The organism is Streptomyces sp. NPDC020490, from assembly GCF_044335305.1.
GTDB lineage: Bacteria > Actinomycetota > Actinomycetes > Streptomycetales > Streptomycetaceae > Streptomyces.
Map to the genome: position 1 here is coordinate 66,298 of NZ_JBIRUY010000011.1, position 15,670 is coordinate 81,967.

A 15,670-nucleotide genomic window follows, 5' to 3' on the forward strand; every position below is an offset into this window, starting at 1 on the left:
GCGTTTCGCCGGGGGCGGGGCACAGGTATGTGCCGAGCAGCGTCTCCAGGCGTGGCCCGCGGCGGGCCGGTTCGCTCGGGGCGTCGGGGCAGTGACGCCCCGCGCAGGTCGACCGGGAGGCAGAGGTGGCGCCCCGCAGACGGGGCCGCGCGGCGGGCCCGTGCCATGCCGCGTGCGGCCGGCGCCGGGGTTCGGGGCGCAGCGCGGCGGGGCTCCGTGGCGGCGGTCCCCTGTGGAGCCAGGGCTCGGAGCGGGCGTGCTCCCATGCGGGGCCGTGTGGCAGGCCGCGCCGTGCCGTGTCCGGGCGCGGGTCTGGGTGCGGTGCGGCGGGTGTTCCCGGACGGCGGCGCCCCGGGGCGCCGGGGTGTCGGCCGGGGGTGTCCCGTGGGGGCAGTGCGGCGGTCCGTGCGGGGGGCCGTGCCGTGTCGTGTGGGGGCGTGGGCTGGGGTGTGGTGCGGTGGGAGTTCCGGGGTGCGGTGCGCTGCCGGTGCCGGGTTGGCGGTCGCGGTGTACTCCGGTGCCGGGGTGCGGGCGGGGGTGTCCCGTGGGGGGGGCATGGGCGTGGGCGTAGGCCGGGGTGCGGTGCGGCGGGGGCTCTCGGGCGGTGCCGCGTGGTGCCGGGGTGTGGCAGCGGGCGGTGCCCGAGGGCGGGGAGGCGTTGCGTGGGGGTGGGTCAGGGGAGCAGGCCTGCGCGGCGGGCCGCGGAGACGGCTTCGCCGCGGGTGTGGGCGCCGAGCTTGCGCATCGCCGAGCGCAGGTAGCTCTTGACCGTCTCCGGGCGCAGCCCGAGCCGGTCCGCCGCGGCCGCGTTGGTCGCGCCGTCCGCCAGGCAGGCGAGGACGTCGAGTTCGCGGGGTGCCAGGCTCGCTCCCCGCGGCTGCGGCCCCGGCGTCAGCAGGGCGCACGCGGCGAGCAGCTCAGCCCGCAGCGCCTGGTCGGCGATCCGCGGCGCCAGCGAGCGCAGCGCGGCGTGCGCCTCCCGCACCTGCTCCCAGGCGGAGCCCCGCGCGGGGTCGCGGGCCGCCGCCACCGTCACCAGGTCCCGCGCCTCGTCCCGGAGCACCAGCGCCTGCTCGACGTCCCGCGCCGCCTCCATGGCCGCGCCCAGCGCCCGGTCGCCGAGCGGCTGGGCGGTGCGCAGGGCGCCGTAGAGCACCCCGCGCACCCGGCGCCGTACCACCACCGGCACCGCCAGCACCGAGCGCAGGCCCTCCGCGGCGACCGGGACGTCGTACTCGTGGCTGATCTGCCGGGAGGAGGAGTAGTCCGTCACCGCGCACGGACGGCCCAGCGCGACCGCCTTGCCGCCCAGGCCGTTGCCCGAGGTCACCGCGAGCGCGCTCAGCGCGGGTGTCACGTTGCCGCTCAGCTCGCTGATGCGCACCTGCTGCCGCCCGCCGTCGACGAGGCCGCCGAAGGCGACCGGGATGCCGGTCGTGCGCCGCAGCCGTACCAGCGCGTTGCGTATTTCCACGACCCCGGCCGTTTCTGCTGCCACCTGCTCGCCCTCTCCTCCGCGGCGCACACCCCCGTACGGGGGTAGTGAGACCTGCATCACGGATTACACGATGACAGAGAGCCGCCCGGCAATGGTCCGGTAACGAAGGAGCACAGATGACGACGCCGACGGAGGTGTTCCGCAGGGCGCGGGACTTCCTGCTGGAACACCGTGAGGACTACGAGCGAGCGTACGAGGGTTTCACCTGGCCTCGCCCCGAGCGCTTCAACTGGGCGCTCGACTGGTTCGACGTCATCGCCGACGGCAACGACCGGACCGCCCTGCACATCGTCGAGGAGGACGGCACCGAGGTCCGGCTGTCCTTCGCCGAGATGTCCGACCGCTCCGACCGGGTGGCCAACTGGCTGCGGGAGCGGGGCGTGCGCGCCGAGGACCGGGTCCTGGTCATGCTCGGCAACCAGGCCGAGCTGTGGGAGACGGCCCTGGCCGCGATGAAGCTGCGGGCGGTCGTCATCCCGGCCACCCCGCTGCTCGGCCCCGCCGACCTGCGCGACCGCGTCGAGCGCGGACGGGTCGGGCACGTGCTCGTCCGGTCCGGGGACACCGGCAAGTTCGACGAGGTGCCCGGCGGCTACACCCGCATCGCGGTCGGCGGCGCGCCCGAGGGCTGGCAGGCGTACGAGGACGCGTACGCCGCCTCCGCCGACTTCACGCCGGACGGGCCGACCCTGCCCGACGACCCGCTGATGCTGTACTTCACCTCGGGCACCACCGCCCGCCCCAAGCTGGTCGAGCACACCCACACCTCGTACCCCATCGGGCACCTGGCCACCATGTACTGGATCGGCCTCCGGCCCGGCGACGTGCACCTGAACATCTCCTCACCCGGCTGGGCCAAGCACGCCTGGTCGAACCTGTTCGCCCCGTGGAACGCCGAGGCGACCGTCTTCATCCACAACTACACGCGCTTCGACGCCGCCCGCCTGATGGCCGAGATGGACCGGGCCGGCGTCACCACCTTCTGCGCCCCGCCGACCGTGTGGCGCATGCTCATCCAGGCCGACCTCACCCAGCTGCGCACCAAGCCGCGCGAGGCCGTGGCCGCCGGCGAGCCGCTCAACCCCGAGGTCATCGAGCAGGTCCGCCGGGCCTGGGGCGTCAACATCCGGGACGGCTTCGGGCAGACCGAGACCGCCGTGCAGGTCGCCAACAGCCCCGGCCAGCCGCTGAAGACCGGCTCCATGGGCCGGCCCAGCCCCGGCTACCGCGTCGAACTCCTCGACCCGGTCACCGGCGCGCCCGGCGCCACCGAGGGCGAGATCTCCCTCGACCTGTCCACCCGCCCGGTCGGCCTGATGACCGGCTACCACGGCGACCCGGACCGCACGGCGGAGGCGATGGCCGGCGGCTACTACCGCACCGGCGACGTCGCCTCCCGGGACGCGGACGGCTACCTCACCTACATCGGGCGCTCCGACGACGTCTTCAAGGCCTCCGACTACAAGATCAGCCCCTTCGAGCTGGAGAGCGCGCTGCTGGAGCACGAGGCGGTCGCCGAGGCGGCCGTCGTGCCCGCGCCGGACGAGCTGCGCCTGGCGGTGCCCAAGGCGTACGTCGTCCTCGCCGACGGCTGGGAGCCCGGCCCCGACACGGCCAAGGTGATCTTCGAGCACTCCCGCGGGGTGCTGGCCCCCTACAAGCGCATCCGCCGCCTGGAGTTCGCCCCCCTGCCCAAGACCGTGTCCGGCAAGATCCGCCGGATCGAGCTGCGCGAGGCGACGGCCGCGGGCTCGGCCGACGAGTACCGCGAGGAGGACTTCCGGTGACCGCACTCCCGAACCCGCAGCTCTCGGACACGCAACCCCCGTCCACGCGACTCTCCGACACGCGGCTCTCGTACGCGCACGGGACCGGCGAGGTCCCGCTGCTCGGCGACACCATCGGCGCCAACCTCGACCGGGCGCTCGCCGCGTTCCCCGACCGCGAGGCCCTGGTCGACGTCCCCTCCGGACGGCGTTGGACCTACGCCGAGTTCGGCGAAGCGGTCGACGACGTGGCCCGCGGCCTGCTCGCGCACGGCGTCGCCAAGGGCGACCGGGTCGGCATCTGGGCGATCAACTGCCCGGAGTGGGTGCTGGTCCAGTACGCCACCGCCCGCATCGGCGCGATCATGGTCAACATCAACCCGGCGTACCGCGCGCACGAGTTGGAGTACGTGCTGAACCAGGCGGGGATCTCGGTGCTGATCTCCTCGCTCGCGCACAAGAGCAGCGACTACCGGGCCCTGGTGGACCAGGTGCGCGGCAGATGCGCCGAGCTGCGCGAGACGGTGTACATCGGCGACCCGTCCTGGGACGCGCTGATCGCGGCGGGCGCCTCGGTGCCGAGGGAGCGAGTGGCCGAACTGGGCGCCGAGCTGAGCTGCGACGACCCGGTCAACATCCAGTACACCTCGGGCACGACCGGCTTCCCGAAGGGCGCCACGCTCTCCCACCACAACATCCTCAACAACGGCTTCTGGGTGGGCCGCACGATCGGCTACAGCGAGCAGGACCGGGTCTGCCTGCCCGTGCCGTTCTACCACTGCTTCGGCATGGTCATGGGAAACCTGGCGGCCACCTCGCACGGCGCCTGCATGGTCATCCCGGCCCCGTCCTTCGACCCGAAGGCCACCCTGGAGGCCGTCCAGCGGGAGCGCTGCACCTCGCTGTACGGCGTCCCCACCATGTTCATCGCCGAGCTGAACCTGCCCGACTTCGCCTCCTACGACCTCTCCTCGCTGCGCACCGGCATCATGGCGGGCTCGCCCTGCCCGGTGGAGGTCATGAAGCGGGTGGTCGCCGAGATGCACATGGAGGAGGTCTCCATCTGCTACGGGATGACCGAGACCTCCCCGGTCTCCCTGCAGACGCGGATGGACGACGACCTGGAGCACCGCACCGGCACCGTCGGCCGCGTCCTGCCGTACCTCGAGGTGAAGATCGTCGACCCGGTGACCGGCGTGACCCAGCCGCGCGGCACCGCGGGCGAGCTGTGCACCCGCGGCTACAGCGTGATGCTCGGCTACTGGAACGAGCCCGAGAAGACGGCCGAGGCCATCGACCCCGCCCGCTTCATGCACACCGGCGACCTCGCCGTGATGCGCGAGGACGGCTACGTCGAGATCGTCGGCCGCATCAAGGACATGATCATCCGGGGCGGCGAGAACGTCTACCCGCGCGAGATCGAGGAGTTCCTCTACGGCCACCCGAAGGTCGCGGACGTCCAGGTCGTCGGCGTACCGCACGAGCGGTACGGCGAGGAGGTCCTGGCCTGCGTCATCCCGCGCGACCCGGGCGACCCGCCCACTCTGGAGGACGTCCGGGCGTTCTGCGACGGACAGCTCGCGCACTACAAGATCCCGAGCAGACTGCGGATCCTGGACGCCTTCCCGATGACGGTGTCCGGCAAGGTCCGCAAGGTGGAACTGCGCGAGCAGGCGACCTGGGAGGCATGACGGCGAGGACCGCCGGGCGGCGCGACGACGGGGCTACCGGGGGCTACGGCCGCCCGGCCGTCCTGCGGGCGTGCTGCCCGACGGCCCCGCGAATGTGCTGTAGGCGGGGACGCGTACGTGCTGTAGGCGGGGACGCGTACGTGCCGGACGTGTCCCCGGGCCGCCGCGCGGACGAGCGGGAACGGGCAGCCCCGGGGCTACGCCGGGTCGTCCCGTTCCGGCGGCTCGGCGGGCGGGGGTGCGGCGCCGGCCGCCGCGGCGTCCAGGGCTTCGGCGAGGGCGTTGGCCGGCCGCGGGGCGCCGCTGGCGGTGAGGACGAACAGGGGGACGCGCAGGGCGACGGCGCCCGCGAGGGCCTCGGCGGAATACCCGGCGAGGGAGAAGTGGACGCAGTCCGCCGATTCCGTCATCGCCGCCAGCCACAGGCACTCCACGTCCCGCAGCGAGGCCGGGTGCACGGACGGGTCGACGTGGGCCAGCAGACCGCGGGCGGCGAGTCCGATACCGGACGGGGGCCGCTGGTCGGCGCGCCGGACGTTCTCGTGGCCGAGCCGGCGCAGATACACCACGGCGGCGGTGACCGCGCCGCGGGCCGTGCGGACCGGGCCCGCCCGTCCGGCCGGCCTCGTCACGGGGATCCGGAGCGTCGTCCCGCACGGGCAGCCCAGCTCCGGCTGCGGCCACTGGCCCCGGTGGCCGCAGGCGGCGCAGCGCACCCCGACCCACTGCTCGTCCCAGCTGCGGTGCGTGACGGCCGTCGGCTCACCGCGCGGGTCCAGCGGCGGCGCGACCGGGGCGCCGCACACGCAGGGATACGACGGCGCGGTGTAGCGGTGCTCGCGCCGACAGGCAGGGCAGCGCACCGGCACGCTCTCGGACATGACCCCCATCGTGCCCCAACTCACCCCGCCTGTCCGTCCCTTGGCGGGTTTCGACCATCTGCCCGCAGTGCTTTCGGAGGACGGAAATCGGATTCCGTGCCGACAGCGACGGGGGCGGCCCGTCCGTGGAACGGGCCGCCCCTTCGTCCCCCGTGGTGTCGGCTTCGGCAAGGGCCCGCCGCCCCCGTACCGGCGGGCCCCGCGTGTCGGAGAATGTGCCCGCGGGCGGGGGCGGTCGAAGCCTCGATACCGTTGTTCAGCGGTGGATTTGAGGGTTGCGTAGGCAGGCTACGGCCCGTGGCGTACGCGGCTGCGCGCCTCACGCCTGATGCCTAATGACTAATGCCTCACGCCTGATGCCTCACGCCTGATGCCTCACGCCTCGTGGTGCTCCGACAGGCCGGGCCAGTCCTCCGGTCCGCCGCCCTGCCACTCGATGAAGTCGGTCTCCTCCACGTCGGTGACGTACAGATCGGCCTGCCGCAGGATCTCGCTGACGTCGTCGACGTGCGTGGCGATGCCCAGTGTCTCCCGGCCCGCGGTGACCCGCCGGGACCCGTCCAGGGCCGGAGCGTGGACCACGATGTGCGGATGCTCGGTCGGATGTGCTGTCATGCCTTCAGACTCCTGCGTCCCGCGCGAGAACGCACGCGGACACCGTCGGCGCACAGGCCGGTGATCCGCCCGGGTCCCCCGGCGGGACCCGGGGGGACCCGGCGACCCGTTAAGGTCGGGGTCCGGACGCACGGAAAGCCGGAGGCCCGGCCACCGTCGCCCCCTCCCGCCGCCCGCCGTGCCGCCCGGACCGCCCTCCCCGCCGAGGGCCGTCAGACGCGCAGGTCAGAGAGGTGTGGGGCGCGATGCGACTGAGAGTTGAGTTCACCACCGAGCCCTTCGACCTCGACGAGCCGCCCGGCCACGCGCTGGTCGCCCGCGAGGTCATCGAGGCCGCCGACCTGGACTCCGTGGACGTGGGACCGTTCGGCAACACCGCCGAAGGGGGCGCCGACGCGGTCCTGACGGCCCTGGACGCCGTGCTGCGCAAGACCCTGGAGGCCGGCGCCACCCGGATCTCGCTCCAGGTCAACGTGATCGGGGAGGCCGGGGAGTGACCGGCACCGGCGACGAGCGCTTCATCACCGCCGTGAAGCCGCTGGTCGACGCCATGGGCGGGGAGATGCTCCCGCCCGACGAGGCCGGCCCCGACGACGTCGTGCTCTCCTGGGAGGGCGCCGACGCGGTCGCCGTACGCCTGCCCCAGCTCGCCGACTCCCTCGACCACATCCTGGCCGCCATGGAGCGCAAGCAGGGCAAGCCGCTGGCCGACCTCGACCGCAAGGCCAAGCAGGAGGTCGTCCGGGGACTGGAGGCGCGCGGCGCGTTCTCCGTGCGGCACGGCGTGGAGACCGTCGCGAGCGCGCTCGGGGTCAGCCGCTTCACCGTCTACAACTACCTCAACCGCCAGAAGGAGAGCTGACGTAACCCGGAATTTTCAACAAAGTGTTGACGTGACGTCGTCGGGCGGCGTTAGCTGACGGCCAGCCCCTTCAGTACGACGGCCGTTCACCGCCACGGAGGCCCCCCACGTGACGTCGACACCCCCGCCCCCGGGCCTGGCCCGGTTCAACGCCCTGGACGAGCGGGCGGCGCTCGCCGCGCTCCGCGAGGTGTGCGCCTCCACGGCCTGGGCGCGGCGGTTGCTCGCCGCCCGCCCCTACGCCACCGCCGACGACCTGTACGCGGCCAACGACGCCGCCATGGCCGCCCTGACCGGCGCGGATCTCGCCGAGGCCATGGCCGGCCACCCGCCGATCGGCCGTCCGAAGCCGGGCGACGCGACCTCCGCCCGCGAACAGCGCGGCATGGCCGGTGCCTCCGAGGAACTGAGGGCGGAGATGCTGGGACTGAACCTGGCCTACCAGGAACGGTTCGGCCACGTCTTCCTGATCTGCGCCACCGGCCGCAGCGCCGAGCAGATGCGCGACGCGGCCAGGGAGCGGATCGGCAACCCGCCGGAGCGGGAACGGGAGATCGTCCGCGGCGAGCTGGGCAGGATCAACCGCATCCGACTGGCCCGACTCGCCGAAGAGGACACCCGAGCATGAGCGCACGCACCACCACCGCCTCCGTGTCCACGCACATCCTGGACACCTCCGCCGGACGCCCCGCCGCGGGCGTCACCGTCCGGATCCTCGCCCGGGTCGGCCGGGACGCGGACTGGCAGCCGCTCGGCGGGTCCGCCACCGACGCCGACGGCCGGTGCCGGGACCTCCCGGACCCGCCGGAGGGGACGACCCACGTACGGCTCGACTTCGCCGTGGAGGCGTACCTCGAGCGGTCCGAAAGCCAGTCCGCGAAGAATCAGGCCGATGCGCAGCAGGACGCCCCCGCGAACCGGGACGGCGCCGCCGTGTTCTTCCCGGAGGTGTCCGTCACCTTCGCCGTCGCGCCGGGAGAGCACTACCACGTGCCGCTGCTGCTCAGCCCGTTCGGTTACTCCGTCTATCGAGGGAGCTAGCGACATGCCCATCCTGGGACAGAACCAGTACGGCAAGGCCGAGACCCGGGTCGTGAAGATCACGCGGGACGGCGCCACCCACCACGTCAAGGACCTCAACGTGTCGGTGTCGCTCAGCGGCGACATGGACGAGGTCCACTACTCCGGCTCCAACGCCAACGTCCTGCCGACCGACACCACCAAGAACACGGTGTACGCGTTCGCCAAGGAGCACGGCATCGAGTCCGCCGAGCGGTTCGGCATCCACCTCGCCCGGCACTTCGTGACCTCGCAGGAGCCCATCCACCGGGCCCGCGTCCGTATCGAGGAGTACGCCTGGGACCGCATCGAGCACGCGGGCGAGGGCGCGCACTCCTTCGCGCGCCGGGGCCAGGAGGTCCGGCTGGCGCAGGTCACCTACGACGGCGAGTCGTGGGAGGTCGTCTCCGGCCTGAAGGACCTCGTCGTGATGAACTCGACCGACTCCGAGTTCTGGGGCTACGTCAAGGACAAGTACACGACGCTGCCGGAGGCGTACGACCGCATCCTGGCCACCGAGGTCTCCGCGCGCTGGCGGTTCCACTGGACCGGCGACGAGCAGCAGGCGCCCGACTGGGAGGAGTCCTACGCGCAGACCAGGCAGCACATCCTGCGGGCCTTCGCGGAGACCTACTCGCTCTCGCTGCAGCAGACTCTCTACCAGATGGGCGCGCGCGTCATCGACCACCGCGGCGAGATCGACGAGATCCGCTTCTCGCTGCCGAACAAGCACCACTTCCTCGTCGACCTGAAACCGTTCGGGCTGAAGAACGACAACGAGGTGTACTTCGCCGCCGACCGCCCCTACGGCCTGATCGAGGCCACCGTCCTGCGGGACGGCTGCGAGGCGCGCATCCCGGTGGACCTCAGCAACCTCTGAGGCGGACAAGGACGAAAGGAGAGGCCGCACGATGGCACAGCGCATCGTCATCGAGAACTGTTCGATCGCGACCGTGGACGCCGACGACACCGAGTACGCCTCCGGCCATCTCGTCATCGCCGGCGACCGTATCGAGTCGCTGGGCGCGGGCCGCGCCCCCGAGGGCCTGCGGGACGTCGTACGCCGCATCGACGCCTCCGGCCACCTCGTGACACCGGGCCTGGTCAACACCCATCACCACTTCTACCAGTGGCTCACCCGCGGCCTGGCCACGGACCACAACCTCTTCGACTGGCTGGTCGCGCTGTATCCGACGTGGGCGCGCATCGACGAGCCGATGGTGTACGCGGCGGCGCAGGGATCGCTGGCGGTGATGGCCCGCGGCGGCGTCACCACCGCCATGGACCACCACTACGTCTTCCCGAAGGGCTCCGGCGACCTGTCCGGCGCGATCGTCCGCGCCGCCCGCGAGACCGGCGTCCGCTTCACCCTCGCCCGCGGCTCCATGGACCGCGGCGAGAAGGACGGCGGCCTGCCCCCGGACTTCGCCGTCGAGACGCTGGAGGGCGCGCTCGCCGCGACCGAGGAGACCGTCCGCGAACACCACGACGCCTCCTTCGGCGCGCTGACCCAGGTCGCCGTCGCGCCCTGCTCGCCTTTCTCCGTCTCCACCGAACTGCTTACCCAGGGAGCGGAGTTGGCGCGCCGGCTCGGGGTGCGGCTGCACACCCACGGCTCGGAGACGGTGGAGGAGGAGAAGTTCTGCCACGAACTGTTCGGCATGGGGCCGACCGACTACTTCGAGTCCACCGGCTGGCTGGGCGAGGACGTGTGGATGGCGCACTGCGTCCACATGAACGACTCCGACGTCGCCGCCTTCGCCCGCACCCGGACCGGCGTCGCCCACTGCCCGTCGTCCAACGCCCGGCTGGCCGCCGGCATCGCCCGCGTCCCCGACATGCTGGCGTCCGGTGTCCCGGTCGGCCTCGGCGTCGACGGCACGGCGTCGAACGAGTCCGGCGAACTGCACACCGAACTGCGCAACGCCCTGCTCCTCAACCGCCTCGGCCCGCACCGCGAGGCCGCGCTCACCACCCGCCAGGCGCTGCGCCTGGGCACCTACGGCGGCGCCCGGGTCCTCGGCCGGGCGCACGAGATCGGCTCCCTGGAGCCCGGCAAGCTGGCCGACCTGGTGCTGTGGAGGCTGGACACCGTCGCCCACGCCTCCATCGCCGACCCGGTCGCCGCGCTGGTCCTCGGCGCGCCGGCGCCGGTCACCGCGTCCTTCGTGAACGGCCGTCAGATCGTCGAGGACGGCCGCCTGCTGCACGTCGACGAGGACGCGGTGGCCCGCGCCACCCGGAAGGAGGCCCGGCGGCTGGCCGGCATCGCCGCAGGGTGACGGCACCGCGGTCAGGCGGCCCCCGGCCCCGCTCCATGGGGGCCGGGCCAGCGCAGGAGATTGGCGAGCAGCTCCGCCTGCTCGATGGCGTCGTCCAGGGCGTGGTGGGTGTGGCGGCGCCGGGACAGCAGCTCGCGCGGCATCGTCCCCTTCGCCACCGCCCGCAGCGGCAGGCCCGCCTTGGCCGCGTACAGCGTCTTCATGTCCAGGCAGCCGGAGTGCCCGAACGGGCTCTGCCCGGTGAAGCGGATCAGGTACCAGTACAGGAACGTCCAGTCGTACGAGGCCGGGTAGCCCGCCATCACCGGTTGCGCGCCCGCCGCGACCTCGCGCACCCACTCGCTGAACTCGGCCAGAGCGACGGCGGGTTCGGCGCCCTCGGCGGCCAGCCGCTCCCGGTCCAGCCCGCTGACGGCCAGCGCCTCCGGCACGAACTCGTCGCTGATCGGGCGCAGTTCGCGGTAGAACGTCTGCCGTTCCGGATCGGCGGCGGTGAACCCGTCGGCGTCCTGCGTCCCGGCGACCGCGGCCCCCAGGCTCAGCATGGAGTACGGCCCGGGGATCGGCCCGTCGGCCTCGACGGAGATGTACAGGCTCGGCTTGATGCGTCGTGCGGACATGAGCCCGGAGCATCGCATCATCGCCGCCGGCCCGCACCCGAATTCAGGGCCGCCCCACCCGCCCGCAGGGCATGGCGTCCGGCAGCCGGCCGGTGAAGTACGACCTGGGCGGCACCCCCATGAGGGTACGGAAGTCGGACGTCATGTGCGCCTGGTCGTAGTAGCCGGTGGCGGCGGCGAGGTCGGCCCAGGGACGCGTGGCCGCCTGGTCCAGCACCGTGCGCACCCGGTCGATCCGGGCGTAGTGCTTCGGCGACAGGCCGACGCCGTCGGTGAAGAGCTTGCGCAACTGCCGCTCGCTCACCGCGAGTTGCCGCGCCACCTCGGTGACGGGGCCGGGGACCCGGCCGCCGCGGGAGGACAGCGCGGCGACCCCGGCCCGCACCAGTTCGGTGCGCGAGCGGTCGGCGGCGGCGCGCAGCCGCTCGGGCAGCACCTCCGCCAGCCGGGCCACCGCCTCGCCGGGCTCCAGCCACCGCAGCTCACCGGCCAGCCGGCGGGCGACGGGACCGGGCAGGTCGTCCAACCGCGGCGCACGGCCCACCAGATCGGCCGCCGGTACGCCGAGCAGGGGACGGACGGTGCCGGGCGCCAGCCGTATCTCGACGCACGAGACGAAGCGCCCGCCCAGGTGGTAGGAGGCGCGGACGCGCGGGCCCACGACCAGGGCGCTGCGGCGGCCGTCCTCCCCGGTCCGCACGACCACCTTCGTGGCGGCGTCGGGGAGGTGGATGTACGGCGCGGTCTGCTCGGCGTCCACCGACACCGACCCGATGCCCGCGATCCACGCACGCAGCGGCTCCGGAGTGGGCAGGACCTGGAGGGACACGGCATTCGTCACCCCTCCACCGTAGGCGCGCGGCACGGCCGTGCGGGGCCCGCGAGCGTGCCGGAATTTCCAAGAGCCGGGCGCACCGGCCGGTGCACCGTGGTGGGCATGATCCTCGTGACGGGTGCCACCGGCACCATCGGCAGTGAAGTGGTACGGCAGCTCGCGGCGCGCGGCGAGAAGGTGCGCGCCCTGACCCGCGACCCGGCGGCGGCCCGGACGCCCGCGGGGGTGGAGACCGTGCCCGGCCACCACCGCGACCGGGCCTCGGTGGAGGCGGCGATGGCGGGCGCGGACGCCGCCTTCCTGGTCGGCGTGTTCGGGCCGGACGACGGCGGGTACGACCGGGGCCTGGTCGAGGCGGCGCGGGCGGCGGGCGTACGGCGGATCGTGAAGCTCTCCTCGATCGGCACCGGCGACCCCCGGCTGGGCGTGTTCGGCACCTGGCACCTGCCCGGTGAGGAGGCCGTCCGGGCGAGCGGCCTGGAATGGACGGTCCTGCGCGCCTCCTCCTTCGCCTCCAACACGCTGAGCTGGGCGCAGGCCGTGCGGGAGGGAACCCCCGTGCCCAGCATGATGAGCGACGGCGAGCAGGGCGTCGTCGACCCGCGGGACGTGTCCGGGACGGCGGTGGCGGCGCTGCTCGACGGGCGGCACGCGGGACGCACGTACACCCTGACCGGTCCCGAGGCGATCAGTGCGAGCCGCCAGGCGGCCGTCCTGGGCGAGGTCCTCGGCCGCCCGGTGCGCCTGTACGAGCCGACACCGGAGGAACGGCGCGCGGGGCTGCTCGCCGCCGGTCTCGGCGAGGCCTACGCGGACAGTCTCGTGGTCGCCGCCCGCTTCATCGAGGAGGGCGGCAACGCCGTCGTCACCGACGACGTCCGCGAGACGCTGGGCCGTCCGGCGCGGACCTTCCGGGAGTGGGCCGAAGACCACCGGACGGCGTTCGCCTGAGGCGCGCGGACGAACGGCGGCGGCCACGGGAGTGCCGCCGCCGCGCCGGCCGCTTCCGCCGCGCCGGGCCGGCCGGTCGCGGTACGGCCGCCACCACCGTCGGCGCCAGGCGGCCGCCGGCCGCCGCGAGTACCGACTCACGCCTGCGGTGCAGTAGTTGCACGAGTCCCGCGCCGCCTGCGACGCCGAGCACCGGCCGGTCTGCTCGGCGCGCAGGCGTCCGGTGGACGGCCGGTGCGGCGGTCAGATGCCGAACAGGCTGGGGTCCGACGCCAGTTCCTCGAAGATCTTCTGCGGTTCGGTGATCAGCCGGCGCTCCTGGAGGTCCAGCAGGCCGCCCACCGCGGTGATCTCGGCGGCCACCGTGCCGTCCTTCTTGCGGATGGTCTGCTCGATGCGGAACGTCTTGCCACCGCCCCAGTCGAAGGCGCACGTCACCTCGACCTCCTCACCGGCCAGCAGCTCCCGCTGGTAGCGGATGGTGGTCTCCAGCGCCACCGGGCCCACGCCCCGGGAGATCAGGCCCGCCTGGCTGATCCCGGCCGACTGCAGCATCGACCAGCGGGCGTGCTCGGCGTAGTTGATGTACACCGCCTGGTTGAGGTGGCCCTGCACGTCGGTCTCGTACCCGCGGACGGTCACCGGGACGGCAAACGGCTCGCTCACTGCGTTCCCCTCTCGCGTTCGCTCTCGTATGCGTTGCCCTGCCCGCCGATCTTGGCATGTCCGTCACATGCGGCGGGGCGATGCCAGCAGATAGCGCTCACGCGTGCGGGGTTCGGTGTGCTCGCCGACCTGCCAGCCCGCCCGCTCCAGGGTGGCCGCGCAGGCCCGCAGTGCCTCCGGGTCCGGCTCGTGCACGGCGACCGCCTCCGGCTGCGGCGTCCCGCGCACCCGGTAGCCGGCCGGGTCCGGTCCGGCCGGGCGGTGGCCGGCCGCCTCCAGGGCGAGCGCGGCGGCCCGCACCAGATGCGTGCGCTCCCAGCCGCACGGACGGTCGGCGGCGCCGTCCGGATTGGTCATCCGGCGCAGCTCCAGCAGCCCCTGCCAGGCGCTTCGCACCTCGCGGAGGCGGGCCGGCCCGGCGGGCGGCGGCTCCGCCTCCCCGCCGGCCCGCGCCGCGAACACGCCGGCCTCCGGCCGCGCGCCGCCGGCGGTCTTTTCGGGCGCCTGCGCCGGCGCCTCCCGCAGCCGGTGTCCGGCCGGCGTCAGGAAGTGGTCGTGCGGCGGCCGAGGGTGCCGGAACGCGAGCCCCCGCTTGACCAGCGCCGCGAGCTGCGCCTCTGTCCCCCGCAGCCGGCCGGTGACAGGATCGGCGGCGTCGATGACCCGCTGCTGGGCGGCGGTCGGCGGTCGTGTCACGGCGTCCTCCTTCCCGGGCGGCGGCCTCGATGTCTTCGGACTCGTTCGGCCTGCTTCGAAGGCTACGACGGGGGACTGACAACGCCGCTTCGTCAGTGATCGGCGGCGTAGGGGAGGAACGCGGCCCACTCCCGCGGGCCGAAGGCGAGCCGGGGGCCGTGCGCGCGCTTCGAGTCACGGACGTGGACGGTGCCCGGAGCGGCGGCGACTTCGACGCAGGCGGCACCGTCAGGGGTGCTGTAGCTGCTCTTGACCCATTCCAGGCTGTCGGCTGCCGCAGGCGTCACACTCATGTCTCTCCAAGCAGTTTCTCGATGAAGGCCATTGACTCCCGGGGCGGGAGGGCCTGAGCCCGGATGGTCCCGTACCGCAGTTCGAGAACGTGAACGCCCTTGCAGTCCGAAATCAGGCGGCTGGTGAGCTGCATGTCGACGTGTCCCAACGTGGTGCCCTCCTTCAGCCGCAGCAGGTGGAAGTGACCATCGAGGCCGGCGTTGTCCTCGCGCCCCAGGGGGAGCACTTGGATCTCCACGTTTCGCATCTGGCCGATGTCCAGAAGCCGTTCGAGCTGTCGGCGCAAGACCATTCTGCCTCCGACCGCCCGGCGAAGGGCAGCCTCATCATGGACGAAACTGAAAGCCGGGACCGTTCCTGTCCCGTTGATGATCCCCTGCCGTGCCAACCGGGCGGCGACCAGACGCTCCACCTCCTCCTCCGAGAATGCCGGGCGCCGCGAGGCGAACACGGCCCTCAGGTACCCCTCCGTCTGCAAGAGCCCGTTGACGACGGAGTTGTCGTAGGTGCAGATCTCGACCGCCTCCGCCTCCAGCTTCGCCAGGTCGCGGACCTTTTTCGGGTAGCGGGCGTGTTCCACGTCCTTCTTCAGGCCGGTGAGCAGCCCGCCGGTGTCCAGTACCTGATCGGCCGCCTCCAGGAACGTCGGACTCGGCGCCCGGCGTCCCCGCTCCACCGAGGACACCTGCTCCTCGCTGTACCCGATGGCCGTGCCCAACTCGGCCTGGGTGAGCCCCTTCCGCTCGCGGCAGGTCTTGACGACCCTGCCGACCGTCCGCAGTACTCCCGCGGACTCCTCGTCGTCGGCGCCGTACGGCTCCGTCCCGTCACCGCGCTGCGATCCCTGTCCCGTCACGCCCACTCGCGCACAGCTCCCCGTGCCGCCCGTACCAACTCCGGGCCGGGCCGGGGCGTTACGCCTCGCGACCCGGACCGGCCCGGACAGCGTCGGGA

General features: G+C 73.4%; 18 protein-coding genes. 9 read left to right on the plus strand and 9 right to left on the minus strand.

Annotated features, from left to right (window positions below; translation table 11 throughout):
- Positions 1–673 precede the first annotated feature (673 nt).
- Complete coding sequence (locus tag ACH4ZX_RS14085) at positions 674–1,498, minus strand: LuxR C-terminal-related transcriptional regulator (RefSeq protein WP_360742753.1); 825 nt, start codon at positions 1,496–1,498, stop codon at positions 674–676.
- Between the two features lie 116 nt (positions 1,499–1,614).
- On the opposite strand from ACH4ZX_RS14085, the gene ACH4ZX_RS14090 reads away from it, so the two are divergent.
- Entirely contained in the window at positions 1,615–3,285 is a 1,671-nt protein-coding gene (locus ACH4ZX_RS14090; RefSeq protein WP_398271937.1) for an AMP-binding protein, read from the plus strand.
- A gap of 98 nt (positions 3,286–3,383) precedes the next feature.
- Positions 3,384–4,955: an AMP-binding protein gene (locus tag ACH4ZX_RS14095; RefSeq protein ID WP_398272134.1), complete on the plus strand. Its 1,572-nt coding sequence runs from the start codon at positions 3,384–3,386 to the stop codon at positions 4,953–4,955.
- 197 nt (positions 4,956–5,152) lie between these two features.
- On the opposite strand, the gene ACH4ZX_RS14100 is transcribed toward ACH4ZX_RS14095, so the two are convergent.
- Together ACH4ZX_RS14100 and ACH4ZX_RS14105 are read right to left on the minus strand one after the other, a co-directional pair.
- Positions 5,153–5,845, minus strand: a complete 693-nt coding sequence (locus ACH4ZX_RS14100; RefSeq protein WP_398271939.1) for a hypothetical protein — start codon at positions 5,843–5,845, stop codon at positions 5,153–5,155.
- 366 nt (positions 5,846–6,211) lie between these two features.
- On the minus strand, positions 6,212–6,451 hold the full coding sequence (locus ACH4ZX_RS14105) for a hypothetical protein (RefSeq protein WP_324786885.1): 240 nt from the start codon (positions 6,449–6,451) through the stop codon (positions 6,212–6,214).
- 245 nt (positions 6,452–6,696) lie between these two features.
- Here ACH4ZX_RS14105 and ACH4ZX_RS14110 point away from each other — a divergent pair, with 245 nt between their 5' ends.
- The 6 genes from ACH4ZX_RS14110 (at position 6,697) to ACH4ZX_RS14135 (ending at position 10,654) form a co-directional block, all read left to right on the plus strand.
- Positions 6,697–6,948, plus strand: a complete 252-nt coding sequence (locus tag ACH4ZX_RS14110; protein ID WP_324786886.1) for a hypothetical protein — start codon at positions 6,697–6,699, stop codon at positions 6,946–6,948.
- Complete coding sequence (locus tag ACH4ZX_RS14115) at positions 6,945–7,313, plus strand: helix-turn-helix domain-containing protein (RefSeq protein WP_398271941.1); 369 nt, start codon at positions 6,945–6,947, stop codon at positions 7,311–7,313. Before ACH4ZX_RS14110 ends, ACH4ZX_RS14115 begins: the two co-directional genes overlap by 4 nt.
- Before the next feature lie 109 nt (positions 7,314–7,422).
- Positions 7,423–7,941 (plus strand): 2-oxo-4-hydroxy-4-carboxy-5-ureidoimidazoline decarboxylase, encoded by a 519-nt coding sequence (gene uraD, locus ACH4ZX_RS14120; RefSeq protein ID WP_398271943.1) that lies wholly within the window; start codon positions 7,423–7,425, stop codon positions 7,939–7,941.
- On the plus strand, positions 7,938–8,354 hold the full coding sequence (uraH, locus tag ACH4ZX_RS14125; RefSeq protein ID WP_398271945.1) for a hydroxyisourate hydrolase: 417 nt from the start codon (positions 7,938–7,940) through the stop codon (positions 8,352–8,354). Before uraD ends, uraH begins: the two co-directional genes overlap by 4 nt.
- 4 nt (positions 8,355–8,358) lie before the next feature.
- Positions 8,359–9,252, plus strand: coding sequence for a factor-independent urate hydroxylase (pucL, locus tag ACH4ZX_RS14130; protein WP_398271947.1), 894 nt, complete (start codon positions 8,359–8,361; stop codon positions 9,250–9,252).
- Positions 9,253–9,283: 31 nt separating this feature from the next.
- Positions 9,284–10,654, plus strand: coding sequence for an 8-oxoguanine deaminase (locus tag ACH4ZX_RS14135; RefSeq protein ID WP_398271948.1), 1,371 nt, complete (start codon positions 9,284–9,286; stop codon positions 10,652–10,654).
- Positions 10,655–10,665: 11 nt separating this feature from the next.
- Here ACH4ZX_RS14135 and ACH4ZX_RS14140 read toward each other — a convergent pair whose 3' ends face one another.
- Together ACH4ZX_RS14140 and ACH4ZX_RS14145 are read right to left on the minus strand one after the other, a co-directional pair.
- On the minus strand, positions 10,666–11,274 hold the full coding sequence (locus ACH4ZX_RS14140) for a 3'-5' exoribonuclease domain-containing protein (protein WP_398271950.1): 609 nt from the start codon (positions 11,272–11,274) through the stop codon (positions 10,666–10,668).
- A gap of 43 nt (positions 11,275–11,317) precedes the next feature.
- Complete coding sequence (locus ACH4ZX_RS14145; RefSeq protein WP_398271952.1) at positions 11,318–12,115, minus strand: helix-turn-helix domain-containing protein; 798 nt, start codon at positions 12,113–12,115, stop codon at positions 11,318–11,320.
- 96 nt (positions 12,116–12,211) lie between these two features.
- Between ACH4ZX_RS14145 and ACH4ZX_RS14150 the strand changes: the two genes are divergently transcribed.
- Positions 12,212–13,060 carry an NAD(P)H-binding protein gene (locus ACH4ZX_RS14150; RefSeq protein ID WP_398271954.1) on the plus strand — a complete coding sequence of 283 codons (849 nt, stop codon included), beginning with the start codon at positions 12,212–12,214 and terminating at the stop codon, positions 13,058–13,060.
- A gap of 243 nt (positions 13,061–13,303) precedes the next feature.
- Here the strand turns inward: ACH4ZX_RS14150 and ACH4ZX_RS14155 are convergent, their stop codons facing one another.
- From ACH4ZX_RS14155 to ACH4ZX_RS14170, 4 genes are all read right to left on the minus strand, one after another.
- Positions 13,304–13,726, minus strand: coding sequence for an acyl-CoA thioesterase (locus tag ACH4ZX_RS14155; RefSeq protein WP_324786895.1), 423 nt, complete (start codon positions 13,724–13,726; stop codon positions 13,304–13,306).
- Positions 13,727–13,789: 63 nt separating this feature from the next.
- Positions 13,790–14,422: a hypothetical protein gene (locus ACH4ZX_RS14160; RefSeq protein ID WP_398271956.1), complete on the minus strand. Its 633-nt coding sequence runs from the start codon at positions 14,420–14,422 to the stop codon at positions 13,790–13,792.
- Between the two features lie 92 nt (positions 14,423–14,514).
- Positions 14,515–14,715, minus strand: a complete 201-nt coding sequence (locus tag ACH4ZX_RS14165) for a DUF397 domain-containing protein (RefSeq protein ID WP_398271958.1) — start codon at positions 14,713–14,715, stop codon at positions 14,515–14,517.
- Positions 14,712–15,578: a Scr1 family TA system antitoxin-like transcriptional regulator gene (locus tag ACH4ZX_RS14170; RefSeq protein ID WP_398271959.1), complete on the minus strand. Its 867-nt coding sequence runs from the start codon at positions 15,576–15,578 to the stop codon at positions 14,712–14,714. The genes ACH4ZX_RS14165 and ACH4ZX_RS14170 overlap by 4 nt, the downstream gene beginning before the upstream one ends.
- Positions 15,579–15,670: the final 92 nt, after the last annotated feature.